The organism is Microbacterium sp. NPDC008134 (assembly GCF_042957055.1).
GTDB lineage: Bacteria > Actinomycetota > Actinomycetes > Actinomycetales > Microbacteriaceae > Microbacterium.
This window is the reverse complement of sequence record NZ_JBIBHO010000006.1, coordinates 1-22,817: the sequence shown is the minus strand read 5'-3', so window position 1 is coordinate 22,817 and position 22,817 is coordinate 1. Positions and strand designations below refer to the sequence as shown.

Sequence of the window (22,817 nt, the reverse complement as noted above, 5' to 3'; positions counted from 1 at the left end):
TTACATTCCGAACCCGGAAGCTAAGCCTCACAGCGCCGATGGTACTGCAGGGGGGACCCTGTGGGAGAGTAGGACACCGCCGGACTTCTTTTAAGTAAATGGCCACCCAGTGCTGGGTGGCCATTTTGCGTTTACAGGGATAGGAATCATCATGCCGGAAGACGACCAGCGCCGCCCGAGTCGCGACAACGACCGCGGAGCCCGCAATGAGCGCCCTTCCGGCGGACGACCGAACTATCGCGAGGGCGGTCCGCGCCGCGACGGCGATCGTAGGCGTCGTGAGGGCGGCTACAACCGTGACGGCGCTGCCCCGCGCCGCGAGGGCGGCTACAACCGTGACGGCGCTGCCCCGCGCCGCGAGGGCGGGTACAACCGTGACGGTGGTGCCCCTCGCCGCGAGGGCGGGTACAACCGTGACGGTGGTGCCCCTCGCCGCGAAGGTGGCTACGATCGCGACCGCGCGCCTCGTCGTGAGGGCGGGTACAACCGTGATGGCGGTGCGCCTCGTCGTGAGGGCGGGTACAACCGCGATGCTGGTGCGCCGCGTCGCGAAGGTGGCTACGATCGCGACCGCGCGCCTCGTCGTGAGGGCGGGTACAACCGTGACGGTGGTGCTCCTCGTCGTGAGGGCGGGTACAACCGTGATGGCGGTGCTCCTCGTCGTGAGGGTGGCTACAACCGTGACGGTGGTGCTCCTCGTCGTGAGGGTGGCTACAACCGTGACGGTGGTGCTCCTCGTCGTGAAGGTGGCTACAACCGTGATGGCGGTGCGCCCCGGCGTGAGGGCGGGTACAACCGTGATGGCGGTGCGCCCCGGCGTGAGGCAGGGTACAACCGCGACGGTGGTGCCCCTCGCCGCGAAGGTGGCTTCGACCGCGACCGCGCTCCTCGCCGAGAGGGCGCCGGCGGCCGCTCGTACCCGCAGCGCGGGGGAGCGGGCCGCGAGCGTCCGGTGCAGGCGGCGAACGAGCGCCCGCGTTTCGACGCGCCCCGCATCCCGGACGAGGTCACGGCTCGTGACCTCAACGGTGCGGCGCGCAATGAGCTCAAGACGCTGAGCAAGGAGAACGCGGATGTCGTGGCGCGGCATCTTGCGATGGCGTCGCGACTCATCGACGAAGACCCGGCCCTGGCGCACGAGCACGCGCTCGCGGCGTCGCGGAGCGCGGGACGTATCGCTATCGTTCGCGAGACGCTCGGGATCACGGCCTACGCGACCGAGGACTTCGCCCTGGCGCTGCGCGAGCTTCGCACCTTCCGCCGCATCTCCGGGAAGGACGATCAGATCGCGCTCATGGTCGACAGCGAGCGCGGCATCGGACGTCCCGACCGCGCGCTCGAGACCGGACGCTCCGTCGACCGATCCTCGCTCGCGACTCCCGTGCGCGTGGCGCTGGCGATCGCTATGTCGGGTGCCCGTCTCGACCAGGGAGATCTTGAACTCGCCCTCGGCGAGCTCGAGATCCCCGAGCTCGACCCCGATCGCGCCTTCGAATGGAGCCCCGCGCTCTTCGCCGCCCGCGCCGCCGTGCTCGAAGACCTCGGTCGTGACGAAGAGGCGGCGTTCTGGGCGCATCGCGCCGAGGTCGCTGCGGAGGCACTCGGCATCGATGAGGCAGGCGATGAGGAGATCTTCATCGAGGACGGCCTCATCGAGGGCGACTTCGACGAGGACGACGACGCCGATGTGGACGACGAAGACGACGACGACGCCGTGGAGGCGGTGTTCGACGCCGCTTCCACGACCGTAGCCGAATCGGCGACGGTCGCCGTCGACGTGGAGTCTTCCGTCGAGGACGAGGTGCGCGAGCTCCTCGGGGAGTCCGACGACGACTCCGAAACCTCGGGGGCCTGAGTGGCGCTGTTCTCCCGAAAGCGCCCGGCCGCGACGCCGCTCGACGGTGTCGACACCGTTCTCGCCGACCTGGACGGCGTGGTCTACGCCGGTCCCGGCGCCCTGCCCTTCGCCGTGGAGAGCCTGAACGAAGCGGCGAGCCGTGTGCGGCTCGGTTACATCACCAACAATGCCTCCCGAACCGACGCGTCCGTCGCTGCGCACCTGACGAGCCTCGGTCTCGAGGTCGCACCGCAGGATGTCGTGACGAGTCCACAGGCGGCGATGCGGCTTCTGGCCGACATCGTCCCCGCACCTGCCACGATCCTCGTGGTCGGGGGAGACGGTCTCGTCGACGAATTGCAGAAGGCCGGCTACACCGTCACCCGCAGTGCGCGGGACTCACCGCAGGCCGTCGTGCAGGGCTTCGCACCCGAGGTGGCCTGGACGGACCTCGCCGAAGCATCCTTCGCGTTGCAGTTGCCGGAGGACGAGGGCGGAATCCCCTGGATCGCGACCAACACCGACTGGACGATCCCGCGCGAGCGCGGCGTCGCTCCGGGCAACGGAACGCTCGTCTCCGCGGTGCACACAGCGGTCGGACGACTCGCGACGGTGGCCGGGAAGCCCGAGACGCCGATCTTCGAAGAGGCGATCGCGCGTTTCGACGCGACGAAGGCGCTCTTCATCGGCGACCGCCTCGACACCGACATCATGGGCGCCAATCGCGTCGGCATCGACTCGGTTCTCGTCCTGACCGGGATCGACCGTCCGAAGCACGTTCTCGCGGCCCCCGAGGGCTCGCGTCCGACGTTCATCGTGAGCGATCTTCGCGAGCTGCACCAGCCGTACCCGGAGACGATCGAGCGCGACGGGGTCTTCCACGTGAACGGCGCTGCGGTGCGGGTACGGGGTGCCGATGTCGAGATCGTCGCCGACGCGGGAGAGCAGATCGATCTGCTCCGCGCCGGCGCTGCGGCGATCTGGGCCTCGGGAACCCCGGTATTCGTGCTCCGGGTGCCCGAGCACCTCTACGACGACCCCTTCCACCGGCCCTGACCCGCGGGCTAGTGCGGTTGACCGCTTCCGCCGTGGCAGCCCACCGCTGTCCGAGGCTCCGCGTACAGTGGATGCCGTGAGCGATGACACGACGAGCACCCCGACCGACGGTCTGTGGAGTCGGTTGCGCCTGATCGAAGGACAGCCGCTGCCCGCGCGCGCCGACGCGTACTCTGCGCTGCACGACGACCTCGCCCGACGTCTCGAGAGCGGGGCGAAACTCGACTCCCGGGAGACGCCGACACGATGACGCGCCTCGACGCCGCCCTCGCCGCGCGAGGACTCGCACGTTCGCGCACGCACGCCGCCACCTTGATCGCCGAGGGACTCGTGTCGGTCGACGGCCGACCGGTCGTCAAGGCCTCGACCGCGGTCACGGATTCGTCCGAGATCTCGATCGCGGGCGCCGACCACTACGTGGGGCGCGCCGCGCACAAGCTCATCGCCGCGCTCGACGGTTTCGACGTCGATGCCGCCGGTCGTCTCGCCCTCGACATGGGCGCGTCCACTGGCGGCTTCACTCAGGTGCTCCGCGAGCGCGGCGCTCGTCGCGTCCTCGCGGTCGACGTCGGTCATGGCCAGTTGGCCCCGTCGATCGCGGCCGATCCCTCCGTCGTCTCGGTCGAGGGCTACAACGTGCGCCATATGACCCCCGAGAACCTCGCCGAGGCGACGGGGGAGCCGTCGGCGCCCGACCTGATCGTCGGCGATCTCTCGTTCATCTCGCTCGAGCTCGTGCTCCCGGCCGTCGCGAGGATCGCCGCCCCGACGTCCGACATCGTCCTGCTGGTGAAGCCGCAGTTCGAGGTGGGGCGCACCGCCGTGCGGGGCGGACTCGTCACCGACCCCGCGACGCGCGCCGATGCGGTGGCGCGAACGGTCTGGAGCGCCTGGGACGCGGGACTCGGGATGCTCGGCATCCTTCCCTCCCCGATCCTCGGAACCCACGGCAACTCCGAATACCTCGTCCATCTCGCACCGGGGCGCGGCAGCAATCCGACAGAATGGTTGGATCGCATCAACGCTTTGGCAGGAGGACGATGAACGAGCGCAACATCCTGGTCGTCGCCCACGCCGGTCGCGCCGATACGGTCGCGGCCGCACGGAGGGTGATCGAAGCCCTGCGCGATGCTGGCGCCCGCCCCGTACTGGCGCCCGACGACCGCTCGGAGCTGGCCGCCGTCGATGCGTTCTTCGCCGACGTCGACGAGTTCGGAACCACGATCGACCCCCTCAGCCTCGAACTCGCGATCGTGCTCGGCGGCGACGGCACGATCCTGCGGGCGGCTGAACTGGTGCGCGAGACCGGGGCACCCGTCCTCGGCATCAACATGGGACACGTCGGCTTCCTCGCCGAGATCGATCGCGACGACATGGACGACGCGGTGCGGCGCGTGATCGCTCGCGATTACGAGGTCGAGGAGCGTCTGGCGCTCTCGGTGCGCGTCAAGGACGCGGAGGGAGCGGTCGTCTACGAGACCTGGGCTCTGAACGAGGCGACGGTCGAGAAGGCCAGCCGGGAGCGCATGATCGAGGTCGTGCTCGAGATCGATGGTCGCCCGCTGTCGAGCTTCGGCTGCGACGGAATGGTGATCTCGACACCCACGGGCTCCACCGCCTACAACTTCTCGGCCGGAGGTCCGGTGATCTGGCCGAGTGTCGAGGCGATCGCCGTCGTGCCGCTTTCGGCGCACGCGCTGTTCGCGAAGCCCCTCGTCGTCAGTCCCGATGCGGCCGTCGCGATCGAGATGCTCGAGCGCACGGACGGCTCCGGCATCCTCTGGTGCGATGGGCGCCGATCCCATGAGCTTCCCCCGGGCGCTCGCGTGGTCGCCCGCCGCTCGTCCCGCCCCGTGCGACTCGCGCGTCTGCACCCGACCGCGTTCACGAACCGTCTGGTGCGCAAGTTCCAGCTCCCGGTCGAGGGGTGGAGAGGGCAGGAGGTGCCGTCGTGATCGAGGAGATGCGGATGCAGGGGCTCGGCGTCATCGACGACGCCGTGCTGCCGCTGGGCCCCGGGTTCACCGCGATCACCGGCGAGACCGGTGCGGGGAAGACCATGGTCGTCACCGGCCTCGGCCTGCTGCTCGGTCAGCGCGCGGACTCCGGCGCGGTGCGCGCAGGTGCCGCGCAGGCATCCGTCGCCGGCGTGTGGATCGTTCCCGAGACCGGCCCGGTCTCGGAGATCGTGTCGGATGCCGGTGGCGAGCTCGAACCGGCCGGAGCCGGTCGTTCCGAGCTCTACGTCTCGCGCACGCTGAGCGCCGAAGGCCGCAGCCGTGCGAGCGTCGGCGGTCGGGCCGCGCCGGCGGGCGTCCTCTCGGCACTCGCCGACGAGCTCGTCGTTGTCCACGGCCAGTCCGAGCAGTTGCGGCTGCGATCCGCGGCCGCGCAGCGGGACGCGCTCGATCGCTTCGGGGGAGCGCCGATCGCGTCCGCGCTCCAGACCTACGGCCTCGCGTTCGAGCGGTGGCGGGCGCTCGATGTCGAGATCTCCGACATCAGCGAAAATCGCGACCGACGCGCCGATGAGGCGAGCAGGTTGCGGGAGGCCCTCGCCCTGATCGAGGCGACGGCACCCGAAGCGGGGGAGGACGAGGAGCTCGCCGAGCGTGCGGAGCGCCTCGCGAACGCCGAAGAACTCCGGCTCGCGGCATCCGTCGCCCATGGCGCCCTCTCGAACGAGGAGGGCGAGCCCGACGCCTCTGCTCTGGTGGCCGAGGCGCGCCGCGTGCTCGAACGTGTGACCGATGCCAAGCTGGCGGCGATCTCCGAGAGCCTTGCCGACATCGGCTATCGCCTGACCGATGTAGCCGGGCTCCTCTCCGCCTACCTGGCCGATCTCGACGAGTCCGGCCCGCACGAGCTCGCGGCCGTCGAGGAACGCCGTGCCGCGCTCGGTACCCTGATCCGCGCCCACGGCTCCCTCGGCGAAGCGCTCGAGGTGTGGCAGACGGGCTCGGCTCGACTCGCCGAGCTCGACGACGATGACGACAGGCTCGAGCGGCTGATCGCCGAGCGCGACGCCGGCCGCGCCGAGCTCGACGCCGCCGCGGATGCGCTGACCGCCGCGCGAACCGAAGCGGCCGAGCGCTTGGGCGCCGCCGTGACCGACGAGCTGCATGCGCTGGCGATGCCGGATGCGCGGCTGACCGTCGCCGTGTCCCCGGGTACGGAGAGCACCCACGGTCGTGACGACGTGGCGATCCTCCTCGCCCCGCACCCCGGCGCCGAACCGCGTTCCGTCGCCAAGGGGGCCTCCGGGGGTGAACTGTCCCGCGTGATGCTGGCGATCGAGGTCGTCATCGCCGCGACCGACCCGGTGCCCACCTTCGTCTTCGACGAGGTCGACGCCGGCATCGGCGGGGCGGCGGCGATCGAGGTCGGGCGGCGACTCGCCCGGCTCGCAGAGAAGTCGCAGGTGATCGCGGTGACCCATCTCGCTCAGGTCGCCGCCTTCGCCACGAACCACCTGTCCGTCGTGAAGTCGAACGACGGAGCAGTCACCGCCTCGAATGTGAGGCGACTCGACGGTTCGGATCGTGAGGCGGAGATGGCTCGGCTGCTCTCCGGACTCGCCGATTCCGACGCCGCACTGACCCATGCCCGTGAACTCCTCAGCCTCGGTCGCTGAACGAACTGTTAGGATAGAAGCCCGTGATGAACTCTTCTTCTGCGGGACCCAACAACGACACCACCAAGCACATTTTTGTGACGGGCGGTGTCGTTTCGTCTTTGGGTAAGGGGCTCACCGCAGCGAGCCTGGGAAACCTGCTCACGGCCCGCGGTATGCGCGTCGTCATGCAGAAGCTCGACCCGTACCTCAACGTCGATCCGGGGACGATGAACCCGTTCCAGCACGGTGAGGTCTTCGTCACCGACGACGGCGCCGAGACCGACCTCGACATCGGACACTACGAGCGTTTCCTCGACATCAACCTGTCGCAGGCGGCGAACGTCACGACCGGTCAGATCTACTCGCAGGTCATCGCCCGCGAGCGGCGTGGCGAGTACCTCGGCGACACGGTCCAGGTGATCCCGCACATCACCGACGAGATCAAGCGCCGCATGCGCCTGCAGGCGTCGGAGGACCCGCGTCCCGACGTCATCATCACCGAGGTCGGTGGAACCGTCGGCGACATCGAGTCGCAGCCCTTCCTCGAGGCGGCGCGTCAGCTGCGCCACGAGCTCGGCCGCGACAGCGTCTTCTTCGTGCACGTGTCGCTCGTGCCCTTCATGGGCGCGTCGGGGGAGCAGAAGACCAAGCCGACCCAGCACTCGGTCGCGGCCCTCCGCCAGGTCGGCATCCAGCCCGATGCGCTGGTGCTGCGCAGCGACCGCCCGGTGAGCGAGAGCAACCGCAACAAGATCGCCCTCATGTGCGACGTCGACGTCGAGGGCGTCATCAACACCGTCGATCTGCCGAGCATCTACGACATCCCGTCCACGCTCAACGACCAGGGCCTCGACTCCTACATCGTGCGCCGCCTCGGGCTCGACGCCAAGGCTGCCGACGTCGACTGGACGCGCTGGAACAAGGTGCTCCATGCGGTCCACAACCCCAAGCACGAGGTCACCATCGGTCTCGTCGGCAAGTACATCGACCTGCCCGACGCGTACCTCTCGGTCACCGAGGCGCTGAAGGCGGGTGGCTTCGCGCAGGAGACGAAGGTCAACATCCGTTGGATCCCCTCGGATCTGTGCGAGACACCCGAGGGCGCGCAGGAGCAGCTGTCGCAGCTCGACGGCATCTGTGTTCCCGGTGGTTTCGGCATCCGCGGTATCGAGGGCAAGCTCGGCGCCCTGCGCTTCGCTCGTGAGCAGGGCATCCCGACCCTCGGCCTGTGCCTCGGTCTGCAGTGCATGGTCATCGAGTACGCCCGCCACGTCGCCGGTATCGAGGGCGCATCGTCGAGCGAGTTCGATCCCGAGACCTCCGAGCCCGTCATCGCGACGATGGCGGAGCAGGTCGAGATCCTCGACGGGGGAGACCTGGGCGGCACGATGCGTCTGGGCCTGTACCAGGCGGCTCTCGCCGAGGGATCTCTTGCTCGTGAGGTCTACGGTTCGGCGCAGGCATCCGAGCGTCACCGTCACCGCTACGAGGTCAACAACGCCTACCGCGGTCGCCTGTCCGACGCCGGTCTGGTCTTCTCGGGTCTGAACCCCGAGCTCGACCTGGTCGAGTACGTCGAGCTGCCGCGCGACGTGCACCCGTACTACATCGCCACCCAGGCTCACCCCGAGCTGCGCTCGCGCCCGACCGACCCGCACCCGCTGTTCCGCGGTCTCGTCGGCGCGGCGATCGAGCGTCACCGCGCGAGCGAACTGTTCGACGTCGACGCGGCCGCCGATGCCTGAGAACCCCGTCGACGCGGGCGATCTCCACGACGAGCTCTTCGAACCCGAGGTCCTGCAGAGCGACCTCGCGTTCGAGGGTGCGGTGTGGGACGTCCGTGACGATCGGGTGCGTTACGGCGACGGCGAGATCCGTCGCCAGTACGTCGCGCACACCGGAGCGGTGGCGATCCTCGCGCTCGACGACGAGAGACGCGTGCTGCTCATCCAGCAGTACCGGCATCCGATCCGTCACCGCGACTGGGAACTGCCCGCCGGACTTCTGGACGTGCCGGGGGAGGAGCCACTCGAGGCCGCTCGCCGCGAACTCGCGGAGGAGGCCGATCTCACCGCCTCGCACTGGGAGCCGCTGGTCTCGTCCTGGACGACGCCGGGCGGAAACGACGAACTCATCCACATCTTCCTCGCGACGGGGCTCTCGGACGCCGAGACCCCGCACGCGCGGGAGGACGAAGAAGCCGACATCCGCGTCGAGTGGGTCCCGCTGGCGGATGCCGTCGATGCGGTGCTCGCCGGGCGCATGCGCAACGGCATCCTGAGCCTGGGCGTGATGACAGCGACGCTGAGGCTGCGCGACCGGAGCTGAGGATGCTCCTCGCGCGCGCCCTCGACTCGTATCTGCGTCACGTCACGATCGAGCGCGGCCTCAGCGAGCACACGGTCGCCGCGTATCGACGAGATCTCGACGGCTACGTCACGTGGTTGACGGATGCGGGGATCAGCGAGACATCGGAGGTCACGCCTCAAGTGATCTCGCGTTTCATCGAGGAGCGCTCCGCCGAAGAGCCGCCGCCCGCCGCGACCAGCCTCGCCCGCCTGCAGTCGTCGGTGCGCGGGTGGCATCGGTATCTCGCGCGGGAAGGCATCGAACAGGACGACCCGAGCGGGCGGTTGCGCCCGCCGAAAGCGCCCAGGCGCCTGCCGAAAGCGCTGACGATCGATCAGGTGGAGAGGCTCCTCCAGGCGCCCTCGGCGGACGAGCCGATTGGCATCCGCGACCGAGCGCTGCTCGAACTGCTCTATGCGACGGGTGCGCGCGTGTCGGAGGCGGTCGGACTCGACGTCGACGATCTCGCGCACGGCGACGTGCTGCGGCTGCGCGGCAAGGGTTCGAAGGAGCGCATCGTTCCCGTCGGTTCTTTCGCTCGGGATGCGGTCGATGCCTACCTCACGCGCGTTCGCCCCGAACTCGCGGCGAAGGGCAGGGCGTCGGCCCGCCTGTTCCTCGGCGCACGCGGTGCACCGCTGTCGCGGCAGAGCGCCTGGCTCGTCATCCGCTCCGCCGCCGAGCGTGCACAGATCACCGCCGAGGTATCGCCGCACACCCTGCGCCATTCGTTCGCCACGCACCTGCTGCAGGGCGGCGCCGATGTGCGTGTCGTGCAGGAGCTCCTCGGACACGCGTCGGTCGCGACCACCCAGATCTACACGCACGTCTCGGTCGACACCCTGCGCGACATCTACGCGACCTCGCATCCGCGCGCCCGCTGAGGGGCATCTCGGTCTCGGACCCACCATTCGTGATTTGTCATCCTTTCGGCGGACGCGAGAATCGAACGCGATTCCCTACTGTGGATACTTCCGGCCACCGTCGGATGTACAAAGGAGTCCTCACATGCGTTCCACCGTTCCTCTCGCCGCGCTCGCGGCGACCGCCATGGTGTTCGTCCTCTCGGGCTGCGGAGGCGCGTCCTCCGATGAGCTCAGCTACGAGGACTCGCCCCTGAACGAGTACCTCTCCGCCGCCTGGGGCAGCGACCTCTCGCCCGAGGAGCAGCAGAAGAAGTTCGACGAGCAGCAGGTCAAGGTCGAGGAACTGATCTCGGAATGCATGTCGGAGGAAGGCTTCGAGTACGTCCCGAACACCAACAGCGGCGGCGTGATGACCAGCGACGACATCGAGTGGGAGCCCGACGAGCGCGAGTGGGTGGAGAAGTACGGCTACGGGTACGTCAACAGCCCGTTCGCCGAGCAGCAGGATGAGGGCCCGACCGATCAGGAGTACGTCGACCCGAACGCCGACTACGTCTCGTCGCTCTCGGAGTCCGAGCAGACGGCGTTCTACGAGGTCCTGTACGGCCCGCCGCAGGAGGAATCGGAGATGTCGGAGGACGGCAGCTACGAGTACAACTGGGAGACGGCCGGATGCCAGGGCTGGGCGCAGCACGAGCTCGAGGGCGACGACCCGTGGCAGGCCGAGGAGTTCGCCGACCTGCGCGCCAACATGGAGGAGCTGTGGACGACCTCTCAGGACGCCCCCGAGCTCGCCGATCTGAACGCCGAGTGGGCCGCGTGCATGGCCGACAAGGGTGAACCCGGGTTCGAGAAGCAGATGGATGCCGGCCAGTCGATCATCGACGACCAGAACGCCCTGTACGACGCCGCCTACGGCGACGGCTCCGAGCAGGTCGATCTCGACTCGCCCGATTTCGTCGATCCGAGTGAGAGCCCGGAGATGAAGGAACTGGGCGAGCGGGAGATCGCGCTCGCCCTGGTCGACCTCGAATGCCGAGAGAAGACGTCCTTCACGAAGAAGTCGATGGAGATCCAGTTCGCGCTGGAGGAGAAGTTCATCGCTGCGAACAAGGCCGACCTCGACGCCTTCAAGGCCGCCGCCGAGCAGAGCAAGTGATGCGCGACGACGAGACCCCGACGACGAAGGTCCCCGCAGAGAAAGACGAAGCCGGGGCGGGGGAGGCCTCCGCCGCGGCGGAGACGACGACGTTCACCGATCTGCTGGACGGCCCCGCGGAGGAGAAATCGGATGCGGATGCCGGCGCCTCCCGCGTGAGCGGCTGGGGGCGCGTGCTCCGGGGTAACCGGACCCTCTGGATCGTGGCGCTCGCCGCCGTGGTCTGCCTGGTGGCCGGACTCCTGGTCGGGCGCTTCCTGCTCTCGCCCGACGCATCGAGCGCGGAAGCCCCCGAGCCCGGTCTCGTTACCGCCCCGGTGGAGTTCGGTCCGTTGAGCAACGACGTCACGCTGCGCGCAGACGTCGGATACGCGGATGCCGTCGACGTCAAGATCGATACGTCGACCCTCACCGGTGGCGCCGTCGTCACGGGCAAGACGCCTGATGTCGGTGCCACCCTCACGCCGTTGTCGGTCGCCCTCGAGATCGTCGGCCGCCCGGTGATCGTGCTCCCCGGCGAGCTTCCGGCGTACCGCACTCTGCGCTTCGGTGTCTCGGGGCCGGACGTTCTGCAGCTGAAGCAGGCGCTCGCGAGCGTCGGCATCGGTGCCGGAGACGTCAACTCCAACGTGTTCGACCAGGCCACCGCCGACGGCATCGCTCAGCTCTACGCGCAGGCCGGGTATCCGGTGCCGGAGTCCGAGGAGGGAACCGCCGACGGCGTGCGGTCCGCCGAAGAGGCCGTCCGTTCCGCGCAGTCCGGAGTCACCGAGGCCGAGAGGGCGCTGGCCGCCGCGGGCGCGGGGCCGACCCCGGTCGAAGCCTTCCAGGCGGACGTCGCCGTGCAGACCGCGGTGGAGGCGCTCGACGCCGCGCGTGCCGCGGGCGAAGGAGTGCCCGCCGCCGAGCGCGCTCTGCACACGGCGAACCTCGAGCGCGATGCGATCTGGGCGCCGAAGGACACGAGCAGTGAAGCATCCGCCCTCGAGAGCGCGCGTGCCGCAGTGACCTCGGCGAACGAAGCCCTCGAGGAGGCGCGCCAGAAGGCGCTTCCCTTCCTACCCGCCAGTGAGGTTCTGTACCTCACCGAGCTTCCGCGCCGCGTCGACGCGGTGAACGTTCAGCGCGGTTCGATCGTCGAGGGAGCGGCGATGACCGTTTCGGGTGCGACCGTCCGCCTCACCGGCGCCGCGGCCGAGGCGGATGCGCGCCTGCTCGCGGCGGGCGCCGAAGCGACCTTCGAGCTCCCGGACGGGACCGAGCACCGGGCCGTGATCTCGACTCTCAAGGAGGGGAAGAACAGCAGCGCTCGGTGGTCGGTGATCCTCGAACCGGACCCCCTCACCCCCGAGCAGATCAGTCAGCTCCAGGGGAGCAATGTGCGGGTGCGGATCGCCGTCGGCGCCACGGACGGCGACGTGCTGTCGGTGCCGCTCGCGGCGCTCACCGCCGGCCCCGGCGGGGAGTCGCGCGTCGAAGTGGTCGAGTCCGACCCGCGAGAGGGCGAGGACGCGAAGACACGTCTCGTCGTCGTCGAGCCCGGCCTCGCGGCCAAGGGTGCCGTCGAGGTCACACCGGTCGACGGTGAACTCGACGAGGGCGATCTCGTGGTGGTGGGCCGGTGACGGCCGCGCCGCCGCTGGTCGAGCTCCGCGACGTGACGCGTTCGTTCCCCGGGCCCCCGGAAGTCCAGGCGTTGAAGGCGGCCTCGCTGAGCGTGGCCGCGGGGGACTACATCTCGATCGTGGGTCCCAGCGGCTCCGGGAAGTCCACCATGCTCAACCTCCTCGGGCTGCTCGACCGGCCCAGCGTCGGCGAGTACCGCCTGGCGGGGTCGCTCACGGGGGACCTCACCGACGACGAACGCGCGGCGGTGCGGGCCCGATTCATCGGCTTCGTCTTCCAGTCGTTCCATCTGCTTCCGCGGCGCAGCGTGCTCGACAACGTGCTCATGCCGATGCTCTACAGCGGAGTGCCGCGTCGGGAGCGGGAGGATCGGGCGCGCGAAGCGCTCTCGCGGGTGGGCCTCGCACACCGCATCGACTTCTTCCCGAACTCGTTGTCGGGTGGTGAGCGGCAGCGCGTCGCCGTGGCGCGCGCAGTGGTCAGCGGCCCGCAACTGCTCCTGGCCGATGAACCGACGGGTAACCTCGACCAGCGCACATCCGGTGAGGTCATGGAGCTCTTCGAAGAACTCAATGCCGACGGGCTCACGCTCATCGTCATCACCCACGACGACGCGGTCGCGCGCCGCGCCGGACGCAGCATCCGCATCTCCGACGGACGATTGAGCGAACTGTGATGCGCCTGCTCCGCCGCCGACGCACGGATGCCGGGTCGACGAACGATCCGGCCGAGACATCGGATGCCGAGAATTCCGCGCCCGAGGGCACGACTCCCGAGAACGCCGCCACTGCGCTGCTGCCCTCGGTGAAACATGCCGATCGGTTCACATTCCAGGATCTGGTCGCCGAGGCGACAGCCGACATCGGATCCCGGCCGGCGCGTCTGGTCATGACGATCCTCGGAACGGTGCTGGGCATCGCCTCGCTCGTCGCGACGCTGGGGTTCGCCCAGACAGCGGCAGCGCAGATCGCCGCGCAGTTCGACGGCGTCGCGGCGACTCAGGTCGTCGTCACACCGGCGAAGGCGCAGTCCGGCAGGGAGAACACCACGGTCGCGGCCGGACGACTGCCCTGGGACTCCCCGGAGCGCGTGAAGCTTCTCGCCGGCGTCGACAGCGCAGCCCTCATCGCCGAGGTCGAGCTCGCCGATGGCGAGACCATCACGGCCGTGCCGGTCAACGACCCCTCGGCTCCGATCACAGCTTCGCCGAAGCTGTTCGCGACGACGCAGGACCTCCCGGATGCCGTCGACGGGGAACTCGTGACCGGACGCTTCTTCGACGACGGTCACGATGCGCGCGGCGATCGCGTGGCGGTGCTCGGTCAGCGGGCCGCGGAGCGCATGGGGATCAACCGCGTGGACTCGCAGCCGTCGATCTTCATCGCCGGTGTGTCGTATTCCGTCATCGGCATCATCGACGGCATGGACAGACGAACGGAGTTCGTCGACGGGGTGATCATTCCGCAGGGAGCCGCCCGCGCGGACTTCGGGCTGGCTGCTCCGTCGGAGCTCGCGATCCACATCGTCGTCGGCGCCGGCCCGCAGGTGGCCGAGCAGGCTGTGGTCGCGCTTCAGCCCGACGACCCGGAGTCCCTCGAGGCCCGCGCACCGTCGGCGTCCTCCGACCTCAGCCGGAACGTGCAGGCCGACGTGAATGTCGTCTTCCTCATCCTCGGCGTCATCGCGCTCCTCGCCGGTGGCCTGGGCATCGCCAACGTCACCCTCCTGTCGGTGATGGAGCGCATCGGTGAGATCGGTCTCCGCCGCGCATTGGGCGCGACGCGGCGGCAGATCGGCGGGCAGTTCATGGTCGAGTCGATCGTGATCGGCTTCATCGGAGGGATCATCGGATCCGCCCTCGGCGTCGTCGCGGTGATCGTGGTCGCCGCCGTGCAGGGCTGGTCTCCCGTCACGGACCCGCTCATCGCCGTCGCCGGGATCTTCCTCGGAGCCCTGGTGGGGTGGGGATCGGGGTGGTACCCGGCACGGCGCGCCGCGCGCATCGAGCCCGTCGCCGCGTTGCGCGGCGTGTGAGGGAGAGGGCGCCCGCTAGAATCGAGCAAGCACGAAGGAGCAGGAGAACCGGTGGCGGAGAAAGCGGCGAAGTCCAGGGCGACGGCCAAGAAGGTCGACGACACACCCATGGGACCCACCGGACGGCCCTATCAGGGGTTCCCCACACCGGAACCCCTCGCGTCGCACGGTCCCGCGCGCATCATCGCCCTCTGCAATCAGAAGGGCGGCGTCGGAAAGACGACGACCTCGATCAACCTGGCGGCGGCTCTCGCCGAGTACGGTCGCAAGGTGCTCGCCGTCGACTTCGACCCGCAGGGTGCGCTCTCGGCCGGTCTCGGCATCCAGACGCACGACGTGCCCACGATCTACGACCTGCTGCTCGACACCAAGCGCGATGCGCACGAGGCGATCGTCCCCTCCGGGGTCGCGGGTCTCGATGTGATGCCCGCGAACATCGACCTCTCGGCGGCCGAGGTGCACCTCGTCAACGAGGTCGCTCGTGAGACGATCCTCGCGCGCGTGCTGCGGCAGGTCGCGGGGGAGTACGACGTCATCCTCATCGACTGCCAGCCGTCGCTCGGCCTGCTCACCGTGAACGCGCTCACCGCGGCGCACGGCGTGATCATCCCGCTCGAGTGCGAGTTCTTCGCGCTGCGCGGAGTCGCGCTGCTCATCGAGACGATCGACAAGGTGCGCGACCGCCTCAACCCGTCGATCACGATGGACGGTCTGCTCGCGACGATGTACGACCCGCGCACGTTGCACTCGCGCGAGGTGCTCGAACGCGTCGTCGAGGCCTTCGGCGACGACGTGCTCGAGACCGTGATCGGTCGCACCGTGAAGTTCCCCGATGCTTCGGTGTCGGGCGTCCCCATCACCGAGTTCGCGCCGGAGCACGCCGCCGCACAGGCGTATCTGCGACTGGCGCGGGAGCTGGTCGCCCGTGGCGCCGTCGCCTGATTCCGAGTTCGACGCCACCCTCGCGCCCGAATCCGCCGACGCTGTCATCGATCAGCAGGCCCCGGCATCCGATCCCGGATTCCGGGTCTCGCTGTCGAACTTCGACGGCCCGTTCGACCTGCTCCTGAATCTCATCTCGAAGCACGAGATGGACATCACCGAGGTCTCGCTGAGCGCGGTGACCAACGAGTTCATCGCGTACCTGCGCGACCTCGACGGCGATGAGGAGCTCGATCAGGCATCCGAGTTCCTCGTCGTCGCGGCGACGCTCCTCGACATGAAGGTCGCGGGCCTGCTCCCGCAGGGCGAGCTGGTGGATGCCGAAGCAGTCGCGCTGCTCGAAGCGCGCGACCTGCTTTTCGCCCGTCTGCTGCAGTACCGCGCCTTCAAGGAGGTGTCGGCCTGGTTCTCGCGCTGCCTGCAACGGGAGGATCGCCGGCACGTTCGCGCGGTGCGGCTCGACGAGAAGCATCGCCGCAAGACGCCGGAGCTCGTCTGGTCGCTGACGGCCGACGACTTCGCCGCGCTCGCCCTCCTGGCATTCGCGCCGAAGGAGATCCCGAACGTCGGCCTCGATCATCTGCACGCGCCGCTCGTGAGCATCCGGGAGCAGGCGGCGATCGTCGTCACGCTGCTGCGCGGGACGGAGTCGCTGAGCTTCCGTGAACTCGTGGCCGGTGTGAGCGAGCCCGGCATCGTGGTCGCGCGATTCATCTCGGTGCTCGAGCTGTATCGGCACGCTGCGCTCTCCTTCGAACAACTGGAACCGCTCGGCGAGCTGACGCTGCGCTGGGCCGCCGACTCCTGGTCGGACGAGACACTCGCGAGCCTGGGGGCCGACTATGACCGATGACATGACCGCCGAAGAGACCTCGGCCGAGGTCGAGCAGACTGTGGAGACCCCGCTGCAGGAGCGCATCGAGGCGATCCTGCTCATCATCGACGAGCCGATCGGACTCGTCGGCCTCGCCGCTGCGGTCGGGGCGCCGGTGCCGGCCGTCCGACAGTCGCTCGAGACCCTGGTCGACGATTACGACGGCCGAGGGCAGGGCCCGCGGCGCGGCTTCGAGCTGCGCGAGGTCGGGGGAGGCTGGCGACTCTACGTCCGCGAGGACCATGACGACCTGATCGCCGATTTCGTCGGCGGGCAGGCACCGGCACGGCTGTCGCAGGCGGCCCTCGAGACCCTCGCCGTGATCGCCTACAAACAGCCGGTCACCCGCAGCCAGGTCGCGTCGATCCGCGCGGTCAACGTCGACTCTGTCGTCCGTACGCTGCTCGCCCGAGGGCTGATCACCGAACTGTTCGCCGATTCCGAGACCGGCGCCATCAACTACGGCACGACCGAGGCACTCCTCCAGCACCTCGGCATCAACTCGCTGGACGAGTTGCCCCCCATCTCCCCGTTGCTCGACGACGGTGCCGATGGGTTCGACGAAGGGACCATCCGATGACCGATTCCGATGCGCCGCAGGGCGTCCGTCTGCAGAAGGTGCTGGCCGCCGCCGGTGTCGCCTCCCGCCGCGTCGTCGAGGAGTACATCGTCGCCGGTCGCATCCGCGTGAACGGCGAGGTCGTCAGCGAACTGGGACGCCGCATCGACCCCGAGACCGACCTGGTCGACGTCGACGGCACGGCGATCCAACTCGACGTCTCGAAGCGCTACGTCATGCTCAACAAGCCCACCGGCGTCGTCAGCAGCATGCGCGACGAGAGCGGCCGCCCCGACCTGCGCCGCTTCACCGATCAGTACGAGGAGCGCCTCTACAACGTCGGCCGTTTGGACGCCGAGACCAGCGGGCTGCTGATCCTCACGAACGACGGGGAGCTCGCCCACGTGCTCGCGCACCCGTCGTTCGGCGTCACCAAGGTGTACATCGCGAAGGTCGAGGGTACCGTCACCGCGCAGACGATCGCGAAGCTCACCGCCGGGTTCGACCTCGAAGACGGACACATCCGTGCGGACAAGGCCCGTCTCCTCGACACCTCGCGCGGATCCAGCCTCGTCGAGCTGACGCTGCACTCCGGCCGCAACCGCATCGTGCGCCGCATGATGGCGGCGGTGGGTCATCCGGTCACCGAGCTCGTGCGCCGTCAGTTCGGGCCGCTTCACCTGGGAACCCTCCCGGCGGGAAAGTCCCGCGAACTGGGTAAAATCGAACTCGGCGCGCTGCTCACTCTGTCGCGCCGTGATTCCGGTGTCGCCTCGGCGCCTGGCGAGCAACAGGAGAACGAGTGACCGACACGGCCAGTGCGTCCAGCGTGCGATCGACGTCCGTCGACGCCGCTCGTCGCCCGGCAGCTGAGCGATCCGCGGTTGCCCCGCGCCTGTCGGGGACCGTCCGCGTCGTGGGCGCGGGACTCCTCGGCGCGAGTGTCGGGCACGCGCTCCGTGCGAAGGGTGTCGATGTCGTGCTGACGGACGCGTCGCCCGCGCAGTTGCGCCTCGCCGTCGACTACGGTGCCGGCCGTCTCGCCGCCGACGACGACCGACCGGCTCTCATCGTGGTCGCCGTGCCGCCGGACGTGACGGCGGATGTCGTGCAGGCCGAGCTCGCGCAGTACCCGGATGCCGTCGTCACCGACGTCGCGAGCGTGAAGCTCGAACCGTTCCGTGCGCTGCAGGAACGCGGTGTCGACCTCACCCGGTACATCGGCTCGCACCCGCTCGCCGGACGCGAGCGCGGGGGCGCGATCTCCGCGCGCGCCGATCTGTTCATCGGACGTCCCTGGGTCGTCTGTCGTGACGGTGACACGTCCGCCGCCGACCTCGCTCTCGTCGAAGCGCTCGCCCTCGACGTCGGTGCCATGCCGCTGGAGATGACTCCCGAGGAGCACGACCGCTCCGTCGCTCTCACCTCCCACGTACCGCAGGTCGTCGCGAGCCTCCTCGCCGGGCGCCTGGCCGAGGCCGACGAGGGCTCCCTCCGGCTGTCCGGGCAGGGCGTGCGCGACACGACGCGTATCGCGGCATCCGCCCCCGAACTGTGGGTGCAGATCCTCGGCGCGAACGCGGGCCCTGTCGTCGAGATCCTCGACTCGCTGGCCGCCGACCTGCGCGAGGTGTCGGACGCGCTCCGCGACCCCGGTGCCGCGGGTGCCCGTCGTGTCGTCGCGGAGGCGATCCGCCAGGGCAACGACGGCGTCGACCGGCTTCCCGGTAAGCACGGCCAGAACCGCCGGTTCGAGTCGCTCGTCGTGATGATCGACGACACCCCCGGCCAGCTGGGCCGTCTGTTCGGTGAGCTCGGAGAACTCGGCGTCAACGTCGAGGACCTGCGTCTCGAGCACTCGCCGGGCGCGCAGTTCGGTCTCGCCGAGATCAGTGTCGAACCTGCCTCGCTGCACGGCGCCATCTCGGGGCTTCAGGAACGCGGATGGCGGATTGCGGGGAACACCAATGACTGACACCTCTCTCGACCGGTCCGACGCCGACATCTCGGCCGTCGACTTCATCGCGATCGACGGCCCCGCAGGGTCCGGCAAGTCGAGCGTGTCGAAGGCGGTCGCACGCAAGCTCGGCTTCGGGTACCTCGACACCGGGTCGGCGTATCGGGCGCTCGCCTGGCACGTGCTCGATCGGGGCGCCGACACGGCGGACGCCGACGCGGTGCTCGCCGCGGCATCCGACTTCCCGGTGCGTCTCGGTCTCGACCCGGACGACCGCACGGTGCGCGTCGGCGACGTCGACATCACCGAGGCGATCCGCGAACCGCGGGTCTCGGGTGCGGTGAGCGGTGTGGCCCGCGTTCCCGCCGTGCGCGCCCAGGTGAACGAACTCTTCCGCGCGCTCGTCGCGGCGGCGCCGTATCCGGCCGTCGTCGTCGAGGGACGCGACATCACGACGGTGGTCGCTCCCGACGCCCCCGTCCGCATCCTGCTGACCGCGGCCCCCGAAGTACGGGCCGCGCGCCGCGCCGGTGAACTCGCCGGCGAGAACGCGGATGCCGTCGCCGCCGCTCTGCACAAGCGCGACGCCTCCGACAGCGCCGTCGTCGACTTCCTCAACGCCGCGGACGGCGTCGAGGTCGTCGACTCGACGGCGCTCGATTTCCCCCAGACCATCGACGCCGTCCTCACGGTGATCGAACGACTCCGAGGAGCACACCGTGGCTGACGAAGAATACGAAGGCGGTCCCGACCGTCTCGCCGAGAAGATGGAGGAGCTCGACGAGCACCTCGCCGAGCAGCGCGCCGAGACGTTGCGCGCGGGCCTCGCCGACTACGAGCTCGATGACGAGGATGCTGCGCTCCTCGCCGGTGTCGAGCTCGGAGAGGATGGGATCCAGTTCCTTCCCGCGCTGCCCGTCGTCGCGATCGTCGGGCGCCCGAACGTCGGCAAGTCGCAGCTCGTGAACCGCATCCTCGGCCGCCGTGAGGCCGTCGTGGAGGACACCCCGGGTGTCACCCGTGACCGCGTCACGTACAAGGCCGAATGGGCTGACCGACGCTTCACCCTCGTCGACACCGGGGGGTGGGAGCCGGATGCCCGCGGCATCGATCGCTCCGTCGCCGCACAGGCCGAGGTCGCGATCGACCTCTCCGACGTCGTGTTGTTCGTCGTCGATGCGATGGTCGGTGCGACCTCGACCGATGAGCACGTCGTGAAGCTGCTGCGCAAGAGCGGCAAGCCGGTCTTCCTCGTCGCGAACAAGATCGACGACGCACGCCAGGAGCCTGAGGCCGCTGCGCTCTGGAACCTGGGGCTCGGCGAGCCGCACGCGGTCTCGGCCATTCACGGACGCGGCGTCGCCGACCTGCTCGACGAGGTGCTGAAGAAGCTTCCCGAGGTCTCTGCGGTCGCCAAGGCCGAGATCGGCGGGCCGCGTCGCGTCGCGATCCTCGGTCGCCCGAACGTCGGCAAGTCGTCGCTGCTCAACAAGGCCGCGGGCGAGGAGCGCGTCGTCGTCAACGACCTCGCCGGCACCACCCGTGACCCGGTGGACGAGATCGTGGAGCTGGGCGGCAAGCTGTGGACCCTGGTCGACACCGCCGGCATCCGTCGTCGCGTCCACATGGCACAGGGTGCCGACTTCTACGCTTCTCTGCGCACCTCGGCCGCTCTCGAGAAGGCCGAGGTCGCGGTCGTCGTGCTCGACGTCTCGGAGACCATCAGCGAGCAGGACGTGCGCATCATCGACCTCGTGCTCGAGTCGGGCCGTGCGCTCGTGCTGGCGTTCAACAAGTGGGATCGTCTCAACGACGACGACCTCGAGAACGCCGATCGTCGTCGCTACCTCGAGCGCGAGATCGAGCAGGATCTCGCGCACGTCGCCTGGGCGCCGCGCGTGAACATCTCGGCGAAGACCGGCCGTCACCTCGACAAGCTCGTGCCCGCGCTCGAGACGTCGCTGGAGAACTGGGACCGCCGCATCCCGACGGGCAAGTTCAACGCCTTCCTCGCCGAACTCGTGGCCGAGCACCCCCACCCGCTGCGTGGTGGAAAGCAGCCGCGCATCCTGTTCGGGACCCAGGCATCGACGCGTCCGCCGACGTTCGTGCTCTTCACCACCGGATTCCTCGACCCGGGCTACCGCCGGTTCATCCAGCGTCGTCTGCGCGAGCTGTACTCGTTCGAGGGGACACCGATCGTGATCAACATGCGCGTGCGCGAGAAGCGCCAGCGCTGAGGCTCGTCTTCATGAAAGCGGGCGCACCCTCTTCGGGGGTGCGCCCGCTTTCGTGTCCGGCAGGGCAACGTCGATCGGCCGGGCGGGCGCTGTTTTCCCTCTGTGACCGATCCGATGCCGTGACGCCGTGGCTGTGACAGGGTGGAGGGGTGACGATCGTTCCTCCCGCCTTCGATGAGCCGCGCCGCCCGGAGGGGCCGCGTAACCCGGGGGACGCCTGGGTCGTCGCGGATTCGGGGGAGCGGTACTGGGGACGTTTCGGCGCTGCCGGGCTGCTGGCCGTGGATGCGGAGCGCGGGGTGCTGCTGCAGCATCGGGTCGCCTGGAGCCACTTCGGAGGCACTTGGGGCCTGCCGGGCGGCGCGCTGCACGAGGGCGAGGGCGCGATCGCGGGAGCGCTGCGCGAGGCGCAGGAAGAAGCCGGTGTACCCGACGGAGCCGTTCGCCCGCGCTTCACGAGCGTGCTCGATCTCGAGATCTGGTCGTACACGACCGTCGTCGCCGATGTGCAGGTGTCGTTCGAACCGGTGATCAGCGATCCCGAGAGCGTCGCGCTCGAGTGGGTGCCGATCGGTGAGGTGGATTCTCGCCCGTTGCATCCCGGCTTCGCGCGGGCCTGGCCGGAACTGCGCCGTCTGCTCGAGGAGCACGTGGTGCTCGTCGTCGACGCGGCCAACGTGGTCGGCTCTGTTCCGGACGGATGGTGGAAGGACCGCGCCGGCGCCGCCGAGCGACTCGCCGGACGTCTGGACGGTCTCGGAGTCCCCGCCTCGGAGCTGGACCTCGGGGGAACCGAGTGGTTCCCGGAGGTGTCGCTCGTGGTCGAGGGACAGGCGCGGGCGCTCGATGCGCATCCGCAGAGCGTCGCGATCGTGCGCGCGGATGCCGCAGGCGACGACGCCATCGTCGCGGAGGTCGAGAAGCGCGTCGGATCGGGAGCCCGTGTCGTGGGCGTCACCAGCGATCGAGAGCTCGCCGATCGTATTCGAGGGATCGAGCCGGCGCAGGTGCGCTCGGCGGGATGGCTGCTCGAACGGCTCTGAGAGTGTTTGCTCTTCTGAGCGCTCAGTTCTCGTTAGTGCTTGCTTCTCTCGGCGCTCGTGTCTTGTAGCGTTCGATCTTCTGGCGCTCGCTCCTTTCGGCGCTCACTCCTTTCGGCGCTCGCTCCTTTCGGCGCTCGCTCCTCTCGGCGTTCACTCCTTTCGGCGCTCACTCCGCGCTACGGTCGGCGACCGTGTGTCAGGTGAACATGACGCGGCGTGGCGCACTGTCTGCGTGGAGTCGGCCGAGGGGGCTGGTCCAGTGGAGGGTGCCGTTGGGGTGTTGGTGGGCGGTCCAGCGGTGGTCGGGGTCGGTGTCGGGATGTTTGAGTTGGTGGTGGGTTCGGCAGAGGTGGGCGAGGTTGGTGATCGCCGTCTTGCCGCCTTTGGCGTGGTCGTGGTTGTGGTCGAGTTCGCAGCGGTGGACGGGCATGCGGCATCCGGGGAAGCGGCAGTGTTGGTCTCGGGCGCGGAGGTATCGGCGCATGGGTTCGGTCGGAGTGTAGGTGTCGGTTTCGGTGACCATGCCGTCGGGGTCGAGGAAGAGGCGGGTCCAGCCGTTGTTGTGGCCGGCGAGGGTGCGGGCGATGTCGGGGTCGAGGGGGCCGTGGCCGTCGAGTTCGGCGGGGTGGTCGTCGAGGCCGGCGAGGGTGGTCGCGGCG

At 69.3% G+C, this 22,817-nt stretch carries 22 protein-coding genes and 1 rRNA gene; 22 read left to right on the top strand and 1 reads right to left on the bottom strand.

Annotated features, from left to right (window positions below; all coding sequences use genetic code 11):
* From rrf to ACFY9N_RS17230, 22 genes are all read left to right on the top strand, one after another.
* A 5S ribosomal RNA gene (gene rrf, locus ACFY9N_RS17335) occupies positions 1 to 85 on the top strand; the annotation flags it as partial.
* Between the two features lie 66 nt (positions 86 to 151).
* Positions 152 to 1,855, top strand: coding sequence for a primosomal protein (locus tag ACFY9N_RS17330; RefSeq protein ID WP_391480204.1), 1,704 nt, complete (start codon positions 152 to 154; stop codon positions 1,853 to 1,855).
* On the top strand, positions 1,856 to 2,893 hold the full coding sequence (locus ACFY9N_RS17325; RefSeq protein ID WP_391480202.1) for an HAD-IIA family hydrolase: 1,038 nt from the start codon (positions 1,856 to 1,858) through the stop codon (positions 2,891 to 2,893).
* A 76-nt stretch (positions 2,894 to 2,969) separates the two neighbouring features.
* Positions 2,970 to 3,143, top strand: a complete 174-nt coding sequence (locus tag ACFY9N_RS17320; protein ID WP_391480200.1) for a hypothetical protein — start codon at positions 2,970 to 2,972, stop codon at positions 3,141 to 3,143.
* A complete protein-coding gene (locus ACFY9N_RS17315) occupies positions 3,140 to 3,937 on the top strand; it encodes a TlyA family RNA methyltransferase (RefSeq protein ID WP_391480199.1) in 798 nt (265 codons plus the stop codon). Before ACFY9N_RS17320 ends, ACFY9N_RS17315 begins: the two co-directional genes overlap by 4 nt.
* Entirely contained in the window at positions 3,934 to 4,848 is a 915-nt protein-coding gene (locus tag ACFY9N_RS17310; RefSeq protein WP_391480198.1) for an NAD kinase, read from the top strand. Before ACFY9N_RS17315 ends, ACFY9N_RS17310 begins: the two co-directional genes overlap by 4 nt.
* Positions 4,845 to 6,527 carry a DNA repair protein RecN gene (gene recN / locus ACFY9N_RS17305; protein WP_391480196.1) on the top strand — a complete coding sequence of 561 codons (1,683 nt, stop codon included), beginning with the start codon at positions 4,845 to 4,847 and terminating at the stop codon, positions 6,525 to 6,527. Before ACFY9N_RS17310 ends, recN begins: the two co-directional genes overlap by 4 nt.
* A gap of 26 nt (positions 6,528 to 6,553) precedes the next feature.
* Positions 6,554 to 8,254 carry a CTP synthase gene (locus tag ACFY9N_RS17300; RefSeq protein ID WP_391480194.1) on the top strand — a complete coding sequence of 567 codons (1,701 nt, stop codon included), beginning with the start codon at positions 6,554 to 6,556 and terminating at the stop codon, positions 8,252 to 8,254.
* Positions 8,247 to 8,837 carry an NUDIX domain-containing protein gene (locus tag ACFY9N_RS17295; protein ID WP_391480192.1) on the top strand — a complete coding sequence of 197 codons (591 nt, stop codon included), beginning with the start codon at positions 8,247 to 8,249 and terminating at the stop codon, positions 8,835 to 8,837. The genes ACFY9N_RS17300 and ACFY9N_RS17295 overlap by 8 nt, the downstream gene beginning before the upstream one ends.
* 2 nt (positions 8,838 to 8,839) lie before the next feature.
* A complete protein-coding gene (gene xerD / locus ACFY9N_RS17290) occupies positions 8,840 to 9,742 on the top strand; it encodes a site-specific tyrosine recombinase XerD (protein ID WP_391480190.1) in 903 nt (300 codons plus the stop codon).
* Between the two features lie 124 nt (positions 9,743 to 9,866).
* Positions 9,867 to 10,883, top strand: coding sequence for a hypothetical protein (locus ACFY9N_RS17285; protein ID WP_391480189.1), 1,017 nt, complete (start codon positions 9,867 to 9,869; stop codon positions 10,881 to 10,883).
* Positions 10,883 to 12,508, top strand: a complete 1,626-nt coding sequence (locus ACFY9N_RS17280; protein ID WP_391480187.1) for a hypothetical protein — start codon at positions 10,883 to 10,885, stop codon at positions 12,506 to 12,508. The genes ACFY9N_RS17285 and ACFY9N_RS17280 overlap by 1 nt, the downstream gene beginning before the upstream one ends.
* Positions 12,505 to 13,185, top strand: coding sequence for an ABC transporter ATP-binding protein (locus tag ACFY9N_RS17275; protein ID WP_391480186.1), 681 nt, complete (start codon positions 12,505 to 12,507; stop codon positions 13,183 to 13,185). Before ACFY9N_RS17280 ends, ACFY9N_RS17275 begins: the two co-directional genes overlap by 4 nt.
* On the top strand, positions 13,182 to 14,543 hold the full coding sequence (locus ACFY9N_RS17270) for an ABC transporter permease (protein WP_391480185.1): 1,362 nt from the start codon (positions 13,182 to 13,184) through the stop codon (positions 14,541 to 14,543). The genes ACFY9N_RS17275 and ACFY9N_RS17270 overlap by 4 nt, the downstream gene beginning before the upstream one ends.
* Positions 14,544 to 14,651: 108 nt before the next feature.
* Positions 14,652 to 15,485, top strand: a complete 834-nt coding sequence (locus ACFY9N_RS17265) for a ParA family protein (RefSeq protein WP_391480209.1) — start codon at positions 14,652 to 14,654, stop codon at positions 15,483 to 15,485.
* Positions 15,469 to 16,338, top strand: a complete 870-nt coding sequence (locus tag ACFY9N_RS17260; RefSeq protein ID WP_391480183.1) for a segregation and condensation protein A — start codon at positions 15,469 to 15,471, stop codon at positions 16,336 to 16,338. Before ACFY9N_RS17265 ends, ACFY9N_RS17260 begins: the two co-directional genes overlap by 17 nt.
* A complete protein-coding gene (gene scpB, locus ACFY9N_RS17255) occupies positions 16,328 to 16,939 on the top strand; it encodes an SMC-Scp complex subunit ScpB (RefSeq protein WP_391480182.1) in 612 nt (203 codons plus the stop codon). Before ACFY9N_RS17260 ends, scpB begins: the two co-directional genes overlap by 11 nt.
* Positions 16,936 to 17,724 carry a pseudouridine synthase gene (locus tag ACFY9N_RS17250; protein ID WP_391480180.1) on the top strand — a complete coding sequence of 263 codons (789 nt, stop codon included), beginning with the start codon at positions 16,936 to 16,938 and terminating at the stop codon, positions 17,722 to 17,724. Before scpB ends, ACFY9N_RS17250 begins: the two co-directional genes overlap by 4 nt.
* Positions 17,725 to 17,747: 23 nt before the next feature.
* The gene (locus ACFY9N_RS17245; RefSeq protein ID WP_391480207.1) at positions 17,748 to 18,893 is read left to right on the top strand and encodes a prephenate dehydrogenase; all 1,146 of its coding nucleotides are present in this window, start codon (positions 17,748 to 17,750) and stop codon (positions 18,891 to 18,893) included.
* Positions 18,886 to 19,602 carry a (d)CMP kinase gene (gene cmk, locus ACFY9N_RS17240; RefSeq protein WP_391480178.1) on the top strand — a complete coding sequence of 239 codons (717 nt, stop codon included), beginning with the start codon at positions 18,886 to 18,888 and terminating at the stop codon, positions 19,600 to 19,602. Before ACFY9N_RS17245 ends, cmk begins: the two co-directional genes overlap by 8 nt.
* Before the next feature lie 40 nt (positions 19,603 to 19,642).
* Complete coding sequence (gene der / locus ACFY9N_RS17235; protein WP_391480205.1) at positions 19,643 to 21,115, top strand: ribosome biogenesis GTPase Der; 1,473 nt, start codon at positions 19,643 to 19,645, stop codon at positions 21,113 to 21,115.
* A 149-nt stretch (positions 21,116 to 21,264) separates the two neighbouring features.
* Positions 21,265 to 22,158, top strand: coding sequence for an NUDIX domain-containing protein (locus ACFY9N_RS17230; RefSeq protein WP_391480176.1), 894 nt, complete (start codon positions 21,265 to 21,267; stop codon positions 22,156 to 22,158).
* 196 nt (positions 22,159 to 22,354) lie between these two features.
* On the opposite strand, the gene ACFY9N_RS17225 is transcribed toward ACFY9N_RS17230, so the two are convergent.
* Positions 22,355 to 22,817 (bottom strand): HNH endonuclease signature motif containing protein (locus ACFY9N_RS17225; protein WP_391480175.1); only part of this gene is annotated, 463 nt, incomplete at its 5' end.